The sequence below is a fragment of the Serratia sp. H1w genome (assembly GCF_000633355.1).
Classification (GTDB): Bacteria; Pseudomonadota; Gammaproteobacteria; order Enterobacterales; family Enterobacteriaceae; genus Chania.
On record NZ_AYMQ01000126.1, the window covers coordinates 1 to 11,890 of the forward strand.

17 protein-coding genes, 1 pseudogene and 1 riboswitch are annotated in these 11,890 nt (G+C 53.0%); of the genes and pseudogenes, 10 read left to right on the top strand and 8 right to left on the bottom strand.

What is annotated here, in order from left to right; all coding sequences use genetic code 11:
• Nucleotides 1–33: 33 nt before the first annotated feature.
• Nucleotides 34–246 (bottom strand): annotated as a pseudogene (locus tag U869_RS29715) (YccJ family protein).
• Nucleotides 247–415: 169 nt separating this feature from the next.
• Between U869_RS29715 and U869_RS0126065 the strand changes: the two are divergent.
• The 3 genes from U869_RS0126065 to U869_RS0126075 all read left to right on the top strand — a co-directional run bounded on the left by U869_RS0126065 (nt 416) and on the right by U869_RS0126075 (nt 1,299).
• Nucleotides 416–655 carry a DUF2766 family protein gene (locus U869_RS0126065; RefSeq protein ID WP_025121878.1) on the top strand — a complete coding sequence of 80 codons (240 nt, stop codon included), beginning with the start codon at nt 416–418 and terminating at the stop codon, nt 653–655.
• 135 nt (nt 656–790) lie between these two features.
• Nucleotides 791–919: a PhoP/PhoQ regulator MgrB gene (locus U869_RS0126070; protein WP_029987836.1), complete on the top strand. Its 129-nt coding sequence runs from the start codon at nt 791–793 to the stop codon at nt 917–919.
• Nucleotides 920–1,017: 98 nt separating this feature from the next.
• Nucleotides 1,018–1,299, top strand: coding sequence for a YebO family protein (locus U869_RS0126075; RefSeq protein ID WP_025121880.1), 282 nt, complete (start codon nt 1,018–1,020; stop codon nt 1,297–1,299).
• A gap of 87 nt (nt 1,300–1,386) precedes the next feature.
• On the opposite strand, the gene fos is transcribed toward U869_RS0126075, so the two are convergent.
• Entirely contained in the window at nt 1,387–1,794 is a 408-nt protein-coding gene (fos, locus tag U869_RS0126080) for a fosfomycin resistance glutathione transferase (RefSeq protein WP_025121881.1), read from the bottom strand.
• Nucleotides 1,795–1,904: 110 nt separating this feature from the next.
• Here fos and U869_RS0126085 point away from each other — a divergent pair, with 110 nt between their 5' ends.
• From U869_RS0126085 to U869_RS0126095, 3 genes are all read left to right on the top strand, one after another.
• Nucleotides 1,905–2,207 (top strand): phage protein NinX family protein, encoded by a 303-nt coding sequence (locus tag U869_RS0126085; protein WP_025121882.1) that lies wholly within the window; start codon nt 1,905–1,907, stop codon nt 2,205–2,207.
• Between the two features lie 90 nt (nt 2,208–2,297).
• On the top strand, nt 2,298–2,543 hold the full coding sequence (locus U869_RS0126090; protein ID WP_025121883.1) for a DUF4060 family protein: 246 nt from the start codon (nt 2,298–2,300) through the stop codon (nt 2,541–2,543).
• A 153-nt stretch (nt 2,544–2,696) separates the two neighbouring features.
• Nucleotides 2,697–4,067 (top strand): amino acid permease, encoded by a 1,371-nt coding sequence (locus tag U869_RS0126095; protein ID WP_025121884.1) that lies wholly within the window; start codon nt 2,697–2,699, stop codon nt 4,065–4,067.
• Nucleotides 4,068–4,103: 36 nt separating this feature from the next.
• Here the strand turns inward: U869_RS0126095 and U869_RS0126100 are convergent, their stop codons facing one another.
• Nucleotides 4,104–4,388: a hypothetical protein gene (locus U869_RS0126100; RefSeq protein WP_025121885.1), complete on the bottom strand. Its 285-nt coding sequence runs from the start codon at nt 4,386–4,388 to the stop codon at nt 4,104–4,106.
• 346 nt (nt 4,389–4,734) lie between these two features.
• On the opposite strand from U869_RS0126100, the gene U869_RS0126105 reads away from it, so the two are divergent.
• The 3 genes from U869_RS0126105 to cspE all read left to right on the top strand — a co-directional run bounded on the left by U869_RS0126105 (nt 4,735) and on the right by cspE (nt 6,840).
• Nucleotides 4,735–5,733 carry an MBL fold metallo-hydrolase gene (locus U869_RS0126105; protein WP_025121886.1) on the top strand — a complete coding sequence of 333 codons (999 nt, stop codon included), beginning with the start codon at nt 4,735–4,737 and terminating at the stop codon, nt 5,731–5,733.
• 739 nt (nt 5,734–6,472) lie between these two features.
• Entirely contained in the window at nt 6,473–6,589 is a 117-nt protein-coding gene (locus U869_RS31130) for a DUF2627 domain-containing protein (protein ID WP_002211058.1), read from the top strand.
• Between the two features lie 41 nt (nt 6,590–6,630).
• Complete coding sequence (cspE, locus tag U869_RS0126110) at nt 6,631–6,840, top strand: transcription antiterminator/RNA stability regulator CspE (RefSeq protein WP_002221949.1); 210 nt, start codon at nt 6,631–6,633, stop codon at nt 6,838–6,840.
• A gap of 65 nt (nt 6,841–6,905) precedes the next feature.
• Here the strand turns inward: cspE and U869_RS0126115 are convergent, their stop codons facing one another.
• Nucleotides 6,906–7,619 carry a polyphenol oxidase family protein gene (locus U869_RS0126115; protein ID WP_025121887.1) on the bottom strand — a complete coding sequence of 238 codons (714 nt, stop codon included), beginning with the start codon at nt 7,617–7,619 and terminating at the stop codon, nt 6,906–6,908.
• 129 nt (nt 7,620–7,748) lie between these two features.
• Between U869_RS0126115 and rlmA the strand changes: the two genes are divergently transcribed.
• Nucleotides 7,749–8,564, top strand: coding sequence for a 23S rRNA (guanine(745)-N(1))-methyltransferase (rlmA, locus tag U869_RS0126120; RefSeq protein WP_025121888.1), 816 nt, complete (start codon nt 7,749–7,751; stop codon nt 8,562–8,564).
• Nucleotides 8,565–8,723: 159 nt separating this feature from the next.
• Here rlmA and mntP read toward each other — a convergent pair whose 3' ends face one another.
• From mntP to U869_RS0126140, 4 genes are all read right to left on the bottom strand, one after another.
• Entirely contained in the window at nt 8,724–9,290 is a 567-nt protein-coding gene (gene mntP, locus U869_RS0126125) for a manganese efflux pump MntP (protein WP_025121889.1), read from the bottom strand.
• An 11-nt stretch (nt 9,291–9,301) separates the two neighbouring features.
• Nucleotides 9,302–9,485: riboswitch (yybP-ykoY riboswitch) on the bottom strand.
• Nucleotides 9,486–9,702: 217 nt separating this feature from the next.
• Nucleotides 9,703–10,161, bottom strand: a complete 459-nt coding sequence (locus U869_RS0126130) for a DUF986 family protein (protein WP_025121890.1) — start codon at nt 10,159–10,161, stop codon at nt 9,703–9,705.
• Nucleotides 10,162–10,216: 55 nt separating this feature from the next.
• Entirely contained in the window at nt 10,217–11,059 is an 843-nt protein-coding gene (locus U869_RS0126135; RefSeq protein WP_025121891.1) for a PTS mannose transporter subunit IID, read from the bottom strand.
• Between the two features lie 15 nt (nt 11,060–11,074).
• Nucleotides 11,075–11,872, bottom strand: coding sequence for a PTS mannose/fructose/sorbose transporter subunit IIC (locus U869_RS0126140; RefSeq protein WP_025121892.1), 798 nt, complete (start codon nt 11,870–11,872; stop codon nt 11,075–11,077).
• Nucleotides 11,873–11,890: the final 18 nt, after the last annotated feature.

Sequence of the window (11,890 nt, forward strand, 5' to 3'; positions counted from 1 at the left end):
AGAGGGTTGGGGTGAGGGGGGAGATAACCGGCGTTAAACGTTCTTACGCTCGATGGTTTCTTCGCCCCAGTACAGTTGATCGGCTGCGGTTTTACTGAACGCCAGCGGCAGCACTTCATCGCTGCCTTCTTCCCAGATTTTTTACGCCAATGTCTCGTCGTTACCGGCCAGCTCAAAGATCGCTTCGGCAATTTCTACCGAGGTTTCACGCACTGTCGCCCAAGATTTCACATTATGATCCGCCATGACTGCTCTCCTGTTGAGTTTGAGACACAGCCTAGTATAGGCCACATTTCTGCCGGTGGTTTTTGCAAGGCATGCGTATTACTGCTGAAAATTCAGGGCGGAACGCCTACGGTAAAATGCAAAACGGCATGGTATTCTTTGCCGCGTTTAACTCAATAGGGGAAAAAGTATGTCTAACGCACTGAGCAACGATCAGGAACTGGTCTCCGACCTGGTTGCCTGCCAACTGGTTATCAAGCAGATCCTGGATGTCATCGACGTGATCGCGCCAACGGAAGTACGGGACAAAATGGCCAGCCAGCTCAAGAATATCGATTTTGCCAGCCACCCGGCCGGTGCCGATCCGATCACCAAACGGGCGATTGAAAAAGCGATTGCGCTGATTGAGATGAAGTTCAACCGCGAGTAGCCGCGGCATTTCTTCGCCAGGCTGGGGGAGGGAGATCTAAACGGCTGGTTAAACTTCGTTTAAGTTGTCTATGTTAGCATGATGATTAGGTTAACAACATAATCATGAGGCTGCTAAGGTTTTGGTCGTAAAAAATTGCTGGTGATAGCGGTGACGCTGGTTGCCTGTGTGCTGTTCTATCTGCTGGCCCTGGACAGCTATTGCGATCAAGGCGGGCGGTTTACACTGGGCCTTTGCTCGATCACACGTTATGTTCCCTGGTAACATGGCGAAATAACAATTTTTCGCAAACTTGCCCCTGGCCTTGGTGAGAATGTTAGTATGTCGGCTTGGTTAAGGCAGTAGAGTAGATAGGGTTGTTCATGTTTGATTTAGCTTATGGCCCGTCCGGCCTGATTTCCATCGCCATCGTGGTGTTGGCCTCATTGCTTGGCCTGTGGGTCTGGTTCCTGGTGAATCGCGCTAGCGTGCGCGCCAACGAACAGATCCAACTGTTGCAGGAAATCGCCGAGCAACAGCGCCAGCAAACGGCACTGTTAAAAACGCTGGTGCAAGCCGCGAAAGGGGACAAGGCATCGGTTGACGATTATGATGATGACCTTAGCCCGGCGTTGAGTTATAAAGGGTTTATCCCAGAGCGTTAATCACGCATCTCATTTGGTGAGAAGGTATAGGACACGTCGGTTATCTCAGTTTCAGTTTTAATCGGATCACCTTCTCACCATTCCGCATCAGTAAAACACTATGCCCTGATAGGGTTTCTCTCGGCAGGCTGCCAATCGGCTCGCCAGATCGCCACAATGAATTTCCAGTGCGTGCCGATCGGGATCGAGAAAGTAGAATGATTCCCCTTCACTGCTATTGCTCTTCCATTCCACCACGCCTTGGTGGCGTAAACGTGCCACAACGAGAGCAAAATTTTCGCTAGTCACGCTAAAAGCGTAATGCGTGTAGTCGCGCAACGTCTGCTTTTGTCGGGCCTCATCCAGTGACAGACAGACCCACAGTTCGCCTAGTGTCAGATAGGCACCTTGTTGCCAGCGCGCCTTGGGGGTAAATCCCAACATATCCACGTAAAAACGAAAGCTGCGATCTACGTCGCTTACCGCGAGCGTGAGGTGGTTGAGGCTGAGTAACATCGTGCGCTATTCCGTAAGTAAAAATAATATTAAAGGCCGGTAGGCTGTCATAAATCTGTCGTATTGGCGTCGTAATGTAGCGCCAACTCTACGAAAGATGGAAATCAGCAATGATTAGATGGTACGAAGAAAGTGACGCCGAAGTAAACCGCAGCATTGCGCTAATCACCGGGGAAAATCCGGACAAATGGTACCCTTACGGCGGCGTGAAAGGGAAAGACTATTGCAAGAACCCCTCCGATGCCTGGCCAATTATCTGTGCCAATAAAATCAGCCTTAATGCACCCGAAATCGGTAGTCAGCCACAGTGGCAAGCGAGTATGATCACTCAGCAAGGGGAGTGGCAAGCCGACAGTCACAGCCCGCTGCGTGCCGCAATGATCTGTTTTTTATTAAGTCAGCAAACGCAATAAAGTAAAAGTTGGTCGATAATGTAGTTGCCCTGTAATGATGAGACACCGCCTTATTCTGACAATGGACCTGTCGCTGACGGAGACTGTTTTATGAAGCGCATTATCAAAGGTGATACCAATCTCTCCCATTTAGTCATCGCCCATGCGGCGATCGATTGTCACGCTAAAAGCTACGGGCTGCACCGCCAAGGTTGGCCCTCAACCTACCTGATAAAATATCAAAACGATCGCGTCGCGGTGGAGGTCATCACCCGCCGCCAATCCTATGTGGCGACGCTGATGATCGGCGCCCGCAACCTCAGCAAACTGTGTGGCATGCCTAACTCACAGGCATAGCAAACGTCCTGCAACCCCTTGGCCCGGTTAACGATTGCCGGGCGCTAATCCTTGATGCCTGAAAGGTTAAGTGTTAAAACGCCCGCAGGTTTATTTATTGGTTGGCGATATCTTGCGCAATGCTGCCTGGATACTCAGCCGGACGAGGATAAGATGGGCGGTCAGCTTCAGGATACCCCGCTAAAACGCGGTTTAAAAAATAGACATATACAACTTATTGCCCTGGGCGGTGCCATCGGTACCGGCCTGTTTCTGGGTATTGCACAAACCATTCAGATGGCCGGACCTTCCGTGCTGCTGGGCTATGCCATTGGCGGTTTTATTGCCTTTTTGATCATGCGCCAGCTGGGAGAGATGGTGGTGGAAGAGCCGGTGGCCGGTTCCTTTAGCCATTTTGCCTATAAGTATTGGGGAGATTTTGCCGGTTTTCTGTCCGGTTGGAACTACTGGGCCATGTTTATTCTGGTCGGCATGGCGGAACTGACCGCCGTAGGGATTTATATTCATTACTGGTGGCCGGAAATCCCGACCTGGGTATCGGCAGCGGTATTCTTCGTACTGATTAACCTGATCAATCTGGTGAACGTGCGTCTGTATGGGGAAACCGAGTTCTGGTTTGCCATTATCAAGGTGGCGGCGATCCTGGGGATGATCGTATTTGGTGCCTACCTGTTGGCCAGTGGTAACGGTGGCCCGGAAGCCAGCATCCGTAATCTGTGGGAGCAGGGCGGCTTTATGCCGCACGGCATCAACGGCCTGGTGATGGCGATGGCGGTGATCATGTTCTCATTTGGCGGTTTGGAAATGGTGGGCATCACCGCAGCAGAAGCTGCCGACCCGCGCACCAGCATTCCTAAAGCCACCAATCAGGTGGTCTACCGGATCCTGATTTTCTATATCGGCTCGCTGACGGTGCTGCTGTCGCTCTATCCGTGGGGCAAGGTGGTGGAAGGCGGCAGTCCGTTTGTGATGATTTTCCATGCGCTCGACAGCAACCTGGTGGCGACCCTGCTCAACGTGGTGGTGCTGACGGCTGCGCTGTCGGTCTACAACAGCGGCGTGTATTGCAACAGTCGCATGCTGTTTGGGCTGGCGACGCAAGGCAATGCGCCAAAGGTGCTGACCAAGGTCAACAAGCGTGGCGTACCGGTGCTGTCTATCGCGTTATCGGCGCTGGCCACTTCGGTCGGCGTATTGATTAACTACGTCATGCCTGGCAAGGCGTTTGGCTTGCTGATGGCGCTAGTGGTCTCTACGCTGGTGATTAACTGGGTCATGATCTGTCTGGCGCACCTGAAATTCCGTGCGGCCAAGGATCGCCAAGGGGTGATCACCAGCTTTCGAGCGCTGTGGTATCCGTTTGGCAACTATTTGTGCCTGGTATTCCTGTCATTGATCCTGGTGATCATGTACTTCAGCCCAGGGATCCGCATCTCCGTGCTGTTGATGCCGGCGTGGGTACTGCTGCTGTGGGTTGGGTTTATGCTGACCCGGCGCAAAAAGGTGGGGGTTAAAAAGGCTTAACGTTGACGTTGGAGGCGCCGTGGCGCCTCCAAACGGTTATCGGGCAACGGCGTTGCCCTGATGATGGCGTCCCAGTCGCAGCAGCTTTCTGCACAGCAGGAACACGGTGCTGATCACATCAATCACCACGACGCTAAGCATCAGCAGGCCCAGCATAAAAAAGCCTGCCAGCGTGCTTGCCAATAACAATAGCGGTGCCGGTACGCGTAGCCGGCGCAGCTTCATGGCCAGATACATTTTCCAGTATTGCCCTTGCGCAGATAACGCTCGGCGATAGCGGCCCATACGAACGCGTGACTTGCCTGATGCAGTACGGCTCATAACTCCTCCTTTTCAGAATGTCCTAGTAAGTAAATCACAAGGTTCTTAAGAAAGGCTTAACAGGTTCTTGGCGACCTTGGCCTTCTTACGCTGGCTATGACAACAACTTCAACAAAAAGGTCAGTCGTCAGATTGGTGACAAAGCGGCAATGTTGCTAAATTTGTAGGAGTCGAACATGTTCGACCCTGGCTAACCCACTGATGATCCAAATGGGCGCAGCATGCAGCGCCCCTACCTTGTAAGTCCGGTGAGGGTTTGTCAGCAGTCTCGTTGTTTGTCTATGCGATACTATAAGCTATTGAGTCGATAATCTGTAATCGTCGTAGCAATACAGGGAGACACGGGTTGAAAATAACCAATAAATTTTACGATGCCAGCAAAGCGCACCATACGCCGCAGGGATTCTGCAACCCGGAGCCGACACTCCATCAGGCAGGGGATCTGAAACGCTGGCAAGATGAGCGCAAGAAGCTTGGGTTGCCCAAGCCGCCGCAGGCAGGCTATGAGCAGTTTATCGCCCACTGGTGGCAAGCCGCCGATCTGAGCGGTGACCAGGACCGCGTATGGTGGCTGGGGCACGCTTCCCTGCTGCTGCGCCTCGGTGGCCGACATGTGCTGATTGATCCTGTACTATCGCCAAGAGCGTCGCCAGTGAGCTTCTACGGCCCGCAGCGCAAGACGCCGCCGCCACTGACGGTAAAACAGTTACCGGCGGTGGACGTGGTGCTGATATCGCACAATCACTATGACCATTTGGATCGTCAAACCATCAGGGAACTGACCAAACGCTTTCGCAATGCCACCTTTATCGTTCCACTAGGCCTTAAACGCTGGTTCAGTCATTACCCGGCCAAACGGGTGGTTGAACTGGATTGGTGGGAGAGCCTGACGCTGGACGAGATGACGTTTCACGCCACGCCAGCACGGCACTGGAGTATGCGCACCCCATGGGATCGCAACCGTTCCCTGTGGTGTGGCTGGGTGATCCACCACCCCGCGCTACGTTTTTATTTCTCTGGTGACAGCGGCTATAGCGAGCGATTGGTCGATATCGGTACCCGTCTGGGGCCGTTCGACATCGCCGCGCTGCCTATTGGTGCCTATGCCCCAAGATGGTTCATGCAAGAGCAGCATATGGATCCGCAACAGTCGGTAAGGCTGTATCAGCAGTTAAATGAACCTAGAGTGATCCCGATCCACTGGGGCGTATTTGAATTAGCCGATGAATCGTTGGATGAACCGCCTGCGCAACTCAGCCAGGCACTCAGCGAGGCAGGTCTTGAGCAGCATCGTTTTTCTCCGTTGAAGATCGGCGAGCATTTGGAGCTTATCCCTAACTCCTAGTGAGTATAGGAGGATTCGGCGTAGCCCGCGCCGGGTGGGGCTTGGCGTGGTGCGGCTTAGTGGCCGTTAATGGATAAAACCGCTACGCCAATCGTCGCGAAAAAAAGGCATTGCCGGTTCGGTTAAGCTACGCCGGAAATAGCCACGGGCCGATCAGGTGATATTTTCGTTATTTGTTTTTATCCTTACTAACTTAGCTACGGATATAAGCGGAAACGGCGAGGGCGGCTATTTCGTCTGCCTGCACAGTGTTGGTGCACAATTTGCTTCGTTGCATGGTTATGCACTGCTGGGGGTAGGGGGAACGGTCTGAGTGAATGGTTTTGCCGTCGTAGCCTCAAGCAGAAATCTCCTGCTATGACAGGCTTCGTTGCCGAAAGGTCGGATCAGTTGCCCCTTTGGTCCCCGGTCATCGATATTCAATAGTTGCATATAAAATTCCATAAAGATTCAAATTTTTTTACGCTTTCTGCCCTGCCCAGGGCTTATATGTTGTCAAAATTGCTCGCTGCTGACTTGAAAGAATTGTTAAAACTGAGGCGCCACGCGGAGTACAGCGCGGCTTCTTTACAAAGCAGAAAATAGTCAAGGCTTCAACCCCTTTTGCCCTATTTAAGCTATTCTTGCTGTTGACCGTTTCAAATATGTGCGACACGTCCATCAGTGATTAAAAATGGCTTGCCATCGATTCCAGAGTATGTGATAACGCACTTGGGTAAAACGAGGTACAGTTCTGTATATGTGTGGCATTTTCAGTAAAGAAGTTCTGAGTAAAGACGTTAGCGTTGAATACCGCTTCTCTGCCGATCCTTATCTTAGTGCCTCAAGCAGTAACGACTCTAGTTTGTCTATGTAACGCCTACGGGCGGTTTAAACAATCCAAAGGAAATACTCAAGATGGCAAAGATCAAAGGTCAAGTTAAGTGGTTCAACGAGTCTAAAGGTTTCGGTTTCATCACCCCGGCTGACGGCAGCAAAGACGTGTTCGTACACTTCTCTGCAATCCAGGGTAACGGCTTCAAAACCCTGGCTGAAGGCCAGAACGTTGAGTTCGAAATCCAAGATGGCCAGAAAGGTCCATCTGCAGTAAACGTTACTGCAATCTAATCGGCGTCAGCTGAACAAAAAACCCGCCTTTGTGCGGGTTTTTTCGTTTCTGACATCCGTGCAGGTCAACCGGTGATGATGATGCCGGAGTATTGATTGCGGCCTTTAATCCCCGGATGAGTGGGATCTTGGGCACGGCGATGGCTGTTGCGGCGATAGCTGGTGTATTTAAAGCGCTGGGGCTGCCGTGGGTCGCTGTTGAGCGTGCAGATGGTGCAAGAGCCTGCGTGATCGACCGCGGCGAATCCCAGGGCATGGAGCTTGTTTACGGCGATGGCGGCCAGATCCAGATGGCGGTGACTTGGGCTGATCAATGCCGCTGGCATGGGCAGTGTCTGTTGAAACTGTTCGACCAGCTCCTGGTTAAACTGATAGCAGCAAGGGCCTGCTGCGGGGCCGATAGAGGCCACCCAGTTGGCGGTATCGTCATCAACACCAATACGTTGGGCCATCTGCTCCAGAATACCATCCAACAGGCCACGCCAGCCCGCATGTACCGCAGCAATGGCACGACCGTCTTTACGGCTGAAAATCACTGGCAGGCAATCTGCGGTTAATACCGTTATTGGGATCCCCGGCTCGCGGGTGAAAAAACCGTCGGCTTCGCCACACTGTTGGCCCGGCTGATGAATATCGACGATGCGCGTACCGTGAACCTGTTTTTTCTCGGGCAGGATGCTGCGGTAAGGCTCTAGCGGCGTTGGCAGCAGGGCACCTTTATTGCCAAAGCCATGAGCGATGCCAGGAACGCCGCTGAGGAGCGGGGAGTAGTCGGTCATAACACATTTTTACCTGTGGCTGAGAGTGGTTATCAGTGTAACCAGCTTTTGAATCGGATGGCTACTGCCTTGCATCAACGATAAGCCTTCTTTAGACTAGCCGCGCCATGTCTCTCTGGGATCCAATCCATGTCTTATCAGTGCCCCCTGTGTTTCCAACCGCTTGAGTTCGCCAACCAGCAATGGCGCTGCGAAAATAACCATCAGTTCGACCGCGCCAAAGAAGGCTATGTCAATTTAATGCCGGTGCAGCACAAACGCTCGAAACAGCCGGGTGACAGTGCCGAGATGATGCAGGCTCGCCGCGCGTTTCTTGATGGTGGCTATTATCAGCCGTTGCAACAGCGTGTGGCTGAGTTGTTAGCCAGCGCTCTGCCTGATGAGGCACAGGCGCTGCTGGATATCGGCTGTGGGGAAGGCTATTACACTGCTGCTGTGGCAGAACGGTTATCGCAGGAGCGGGCTATGGCGGTGTATGGCCTGGATGTCGCCAAGGTGGCAATACGTTCGGCGGCCAAACGCTACCCGGCAGTCTCTTTCTGCGTGGCTTCCAGCCATCGCTTACCGTTTGCCGAGGCGACGCTCGATGCCGTGTTACGCATCTATGCACCTTGTAAAGCGGAGGAATTAGCGCGGGTGGTGAAGCCGGGTGGGGTGGTTGTGACGGTGTCACCGGGACCACGTCACCTTTATCAGCTCAAACAGCAGGTTTATCAGGAAGTTCAGCTGCATGCGGAACATGATGAGCAGCTCACGGGCTTTAGCTGTGAATTAGCCGAGCAATTGGCTTATCCGATGTCACTGCCGGGGGAGCAGGCTGCCAATCTCTTGCAGATGACGCCGTTTGCCTGGCGAGCTTCGCCGGAGGTGCAGCAAGGCTTGCTCGACATGACCACGTTTGCCTGCGAGACGGATTTCGCTATCCGCTTGTACCGCCGAGGTTAAGTGCCGAAAGAGGTTAACCTGCTTCCCCTCACCCAACCCTCTCCCAAAGGGCGAGGGAGTCAGCTACTGCGTAGGGGGCGCCGCATGCTGCGCCCGTGAGTGGCACGATCGATTCCCTCTCCTTGGGGAGAGGGTTAGGGTGAGGGGATTAATGCGGAACTACGCCAGATAGCCCAAGTGCTCCAACAAGATATTAAAGCCAATCCCGATCAACACCACACCGCCAAGAATTTCTGCGCGCTTGCCTAGCAGCGGGCCGATAAACCGGCCAACCATCATTCCCAGCGTCGCCATGATCATGGTCGCCATCCCGATCGCCATCGCAGTATGCAGGATATTCACCTGCAGGAACGCCAAACCTACCCCGATCGCCATCGCATCCAGGCTGGTGGCAATGGCCGTAGCGACCAGCACCCAGAAGCCGTGACGAGTAACCTTTTCTTCTTCCGGTTTGTTTTTGGCCCCTTCAACAATCATGCGTGCGCCAAGAATAAACAGCAGGCTGAAGGCGACCCAGTGGTCCCATTCCATGATGTATTGGCTGGCAAACAGCCCGATGCCCCAGCCGATCAGCGGGGTAATGGCTTCAATGATGCCAAAGATCAGACCGGTACGGATAGCTTCGCGAAAACGCGGTTGATGCAGAGTGGCGCCTTTGCCGATCGACGCGGCAAACGCGTCCATAGACATGCCAAAAGCCAGGATAAGAGTTGCGGAAAGGTTCATTGAAATAGTCTCGGCCGGGTGGCTCCATATACACGCAACCCACCCCCAACCTTACGACGGAGTTACGTGCCTATGGTCTCGCCAACCTATCTATCTGGCTGCCCGCACCACGTTTCGCTGACGAAACGAGTATGTTGATACGGGCGTTTCTGGTTATAACACGCCAGAAACCGGCTACTCCCCAATGACGGCGCAACCATACCATAATATTTTTGCTGCGGACAACGTTTAATTTCATCGGGGTATTGGGTGAAATTGAGACTTATTTTCATTAACGCGTTTGCTGAGGGTAATAATGGCGATAGTTGCATCAATGGTGTGGAAATAATAAGCAAAAACAACACCGGTTTTGCCGATTAATTATCCCATAGAGTAGTATAAATTAATCAATAAACACCGATGTTTTTCTAACTCATTTATTTTCAAGGAAAAAATTATATATTTTTTCCAGGTCATCCAAGTGCGTAACCTGGATCAATAACCGGCGCTGTTCTAAATCAATAACCAGAAAACCGTCCTCGGATAAATTCATCGCCTTTATCCGGCGATAGTCAATAAACGCGTTGGCATAGAAGAAGCCCGTGGCTTTAAACAACATCTTGGGCCAGCGAATATAGGAGATATACAGGGCAATCAAGGCCAGGGAAATTAACAGGTAGGTGGTTACCGGTGCTCCTTGGCTGGTAACGTTTTGGTAGATCAGGATAGCGACCAGGCCGACGAAAATCAGGCAGTCCACACGGTTACTGCGTTTTAACTGGACCTTTAACAGCGTTTTGCCTTTCAGCAGGTTCATGCCGAACTCGTCATACAGCGCATATGCCAGCATCAGCACAATAAAAATCAGGATTACGCTATCGGTCAGCGACATCTCACCACTCCATAAATAAAAAAACCGGGGGTTGCCCCCCGGCTGTTAATTGCTATTACAGGCCTAACAGACCGATCCAGTAACCGAAGATACCGATGGCGAAGAAGCCGATAATGATCCACAGCGCGTTGACTTTCTTGCGCAGCAGCCACATACAGCCGAAGGTCAGCAGCAGTGGCACCAGGCCAGGCATCAACTGGTCAAGGATGGTTTGCACCGTGGTGACGTGGGTCGCACCGGTCTGGTCGGTGATTTTCGACACCACCAGCGGGATATTCACATGCGTCCACTTGTTAACCAAGGCCCCCATGACAAACAGGCCGAGGATGGACGCTCCTTCCGTCAGTTTTTGCAGGAAGCCGCCGCCCATATCGCCAACGATATCGACCCCTTTGCGGTAACCGTAGGCAACGCCATAGTAACGAACCAACAGGCGTACCAGGTTAAACAGCACGAAGAACAACAGCGGGCCGAGCAGGCTGCCACTCATGGCAATACCGGCCCCCAGTGCGGCAAATACCGGACGCACGGTACCCCAGAAGATCGGGTCACCCACGCCGGCCAATGGCCCCATCAGACCGACTTTGATGCCGTTGATGGCCGCATCGTCGATCGGCGCGCCGTTGGCACGTTCTTCTTCCATCGCCATGGTCACGCCAAGGATCGGCGCCGCGACGAACGGTTGGGTATTGAAGAACTCAAGATGGCGCTTGATCGCCTGCTTGCGCTCGTCGTTATTGTCCGGGTACAGGCGACGGATCACCGGCACCATCGAGAAACAAAAACCTAGCGCCTGCATACGTTCGAAGTTCCATGAACCCTGGAACAGGTTAGAGCGTATAAATACGCCACGAATATCGGCAGGTGTCAGTTTCTTTTGAGTCGTTGTATCAACCATTTCTTTCACCTATTCCTAGTCCAATTCGTTATCGAGGTCGTTGGCACCGGCAGGGGCCTGAACTACCTGAGACTTGTTGTATTTAGGGCTGAGCTGGATGTAAAGCACCGCCATCACCACGCCGATCACGCCGAGTGCGACCAGGTTAAAGTTGGTGAAGGCCGCGGTAACGAAGCCCAGGTAGAAGAATGGCATCAGGTAGCCGGCACGCATCATGTTGATGACCATTGCGTAACCGACAACCACGATCATGCCGCCAGCGATGTTCAGGCCACCCGTCACGACTTCCGGAATGGAGTTGAGCATGGCATGGACGCCCGCAGTGCCGACAGAAACCGCGACGATCACCGCAGGAATGGCGATGCGCATGGCTTGCAGCAGCAGGGCAGAGATGTGGATCAGGGTAATGCCGTTCAGGCTGCCCCGTTCCGCCGCTTTGTCTGCCGCGTGCTGGAAGGCTACGGTGATGGTACGTACGATGATGGTCAGTACCTGGCCTGCTGCTGCCAGCGGAATAGCCAGCGCGATACCGGCACCAATGTTTTGCCCACCGGCGATAACCAGAATGGTGGAAATGATAGACGCCAATGCGGCATCCGGTGCGACCGCCGCCCCGATGTTCATCCAACCCAAGGCAATCATTTCCAGCGTACCGCCGATGATGATACCGGTTTTGATGTCACCGAGAACCAGACCAACCAGGGTACAGGCGATTAACGGGCGGTGGAACTGAAACTCATCCAGAATGGATCCCATCCCGGCGATACAGGCAACGATAAATATCAGTACAATCTGAAGAGTGGTGATCTCCATTGCACTTCTCCTATGACC

Coding starts and splice junctions, on each gene's coding strand:
- U869_RS0126065 (WP_025121878.1), top strand. CDS start 416: ATGTCTAACGCACTGAGCAACGATCAGGAACTGGTCTCCGACCTGGTT.
- U869_RS0126075 (WP_025121880.1), top strand. CDS start 1,018: ATGTTTGATTTAGCTTATGGCCCGTCCGGCCTGATTTCCATCGCCATC.
- fos (WP_025121881.1), bottom strand. CDS start 1,794: ATGTTACTCAGCCTCAACCACCTCACGCTCGCGGTAAGCGACGTAGAT.
- U869_RS0126085 (WP_025121882.1), top strand. CDS start 1,905: ATGATTAGATGGTACGAAGAAAGTGACGCCGAAGTAAACCGCAGCATT.
- U869_RS0126090 (WP_025121883.1), top strand. CDS start 2,298: ATGAAGCGCATTATCAAAGGTGATACCAATCTCTCCCATTTAGTCATC.
- U869_RS0126095 (WP_025121884.1), top strand. CDS start 2,697: ATGGGCGGTCAGCTTCAGGATACCCCGCTAAAACGCGGTTTAAAAAAT.
- U869_RS0126100 (WP_025121885.1), bottom strand. CDS start 4,388: ATGAGCCGTACTGCATCAGGCAAGTCACGCGTTCGTATGGGCCGCTAT.
- U869_RS31130 (WP_002211058.1), top strand. CDS start 6,473: ATGTGTGGCATTTTCAGTAAAGAAGTTCTGAGTAAAGACGTTAGCGTT.
- cspE (WP_002221949.1), top strand. CDS start 6,631: ATGGCAAAGATCAAAGGTCAAGTTAAGTGGTTCAACGAGTCTAAAGGT.
- U869_RS0126115 (WP_025121887.1), bottom strand. CDS start 7,619: ATGACCGACTACTCCCCGCTCCTCAGCGGCGTTCCTGGCATCGCTCAT.
- rlmA (WP_025121888.1), top strand. CDS start 7,749: ATGTCTTATCAGTGCCCCCTGTGTTTCCAACCGCTTGAGTTCGCCAAC.
- mntP (WP_025121889.1), bottom strand. CDS start 9,290: ATGAACCTTTCCGCAACTCTTATCCTGGCTTTTGGCATGTCTATGGAC.
- U869_RS0126130 (WP_025121890.1), bottom strand. CDS start 10,161: ATGTCGCTGACCGATAGCGTAATCCTGATTTTTATTGTGCTGATGCTG.
- U869_RS0126135 (WP_025121891.1), bottom strand. CDS start 11,059: ATGGTTGATACAACGACTCAAAAGAAACTGACACCTGCCGATATTCGT.
- U869_RS0126140 (WP_025121892.1), bottom strand. CDS start 11,872: ATGGAGATCACCACTCTTCAGATTGTACTGATATTTATCGTTGCCTGT.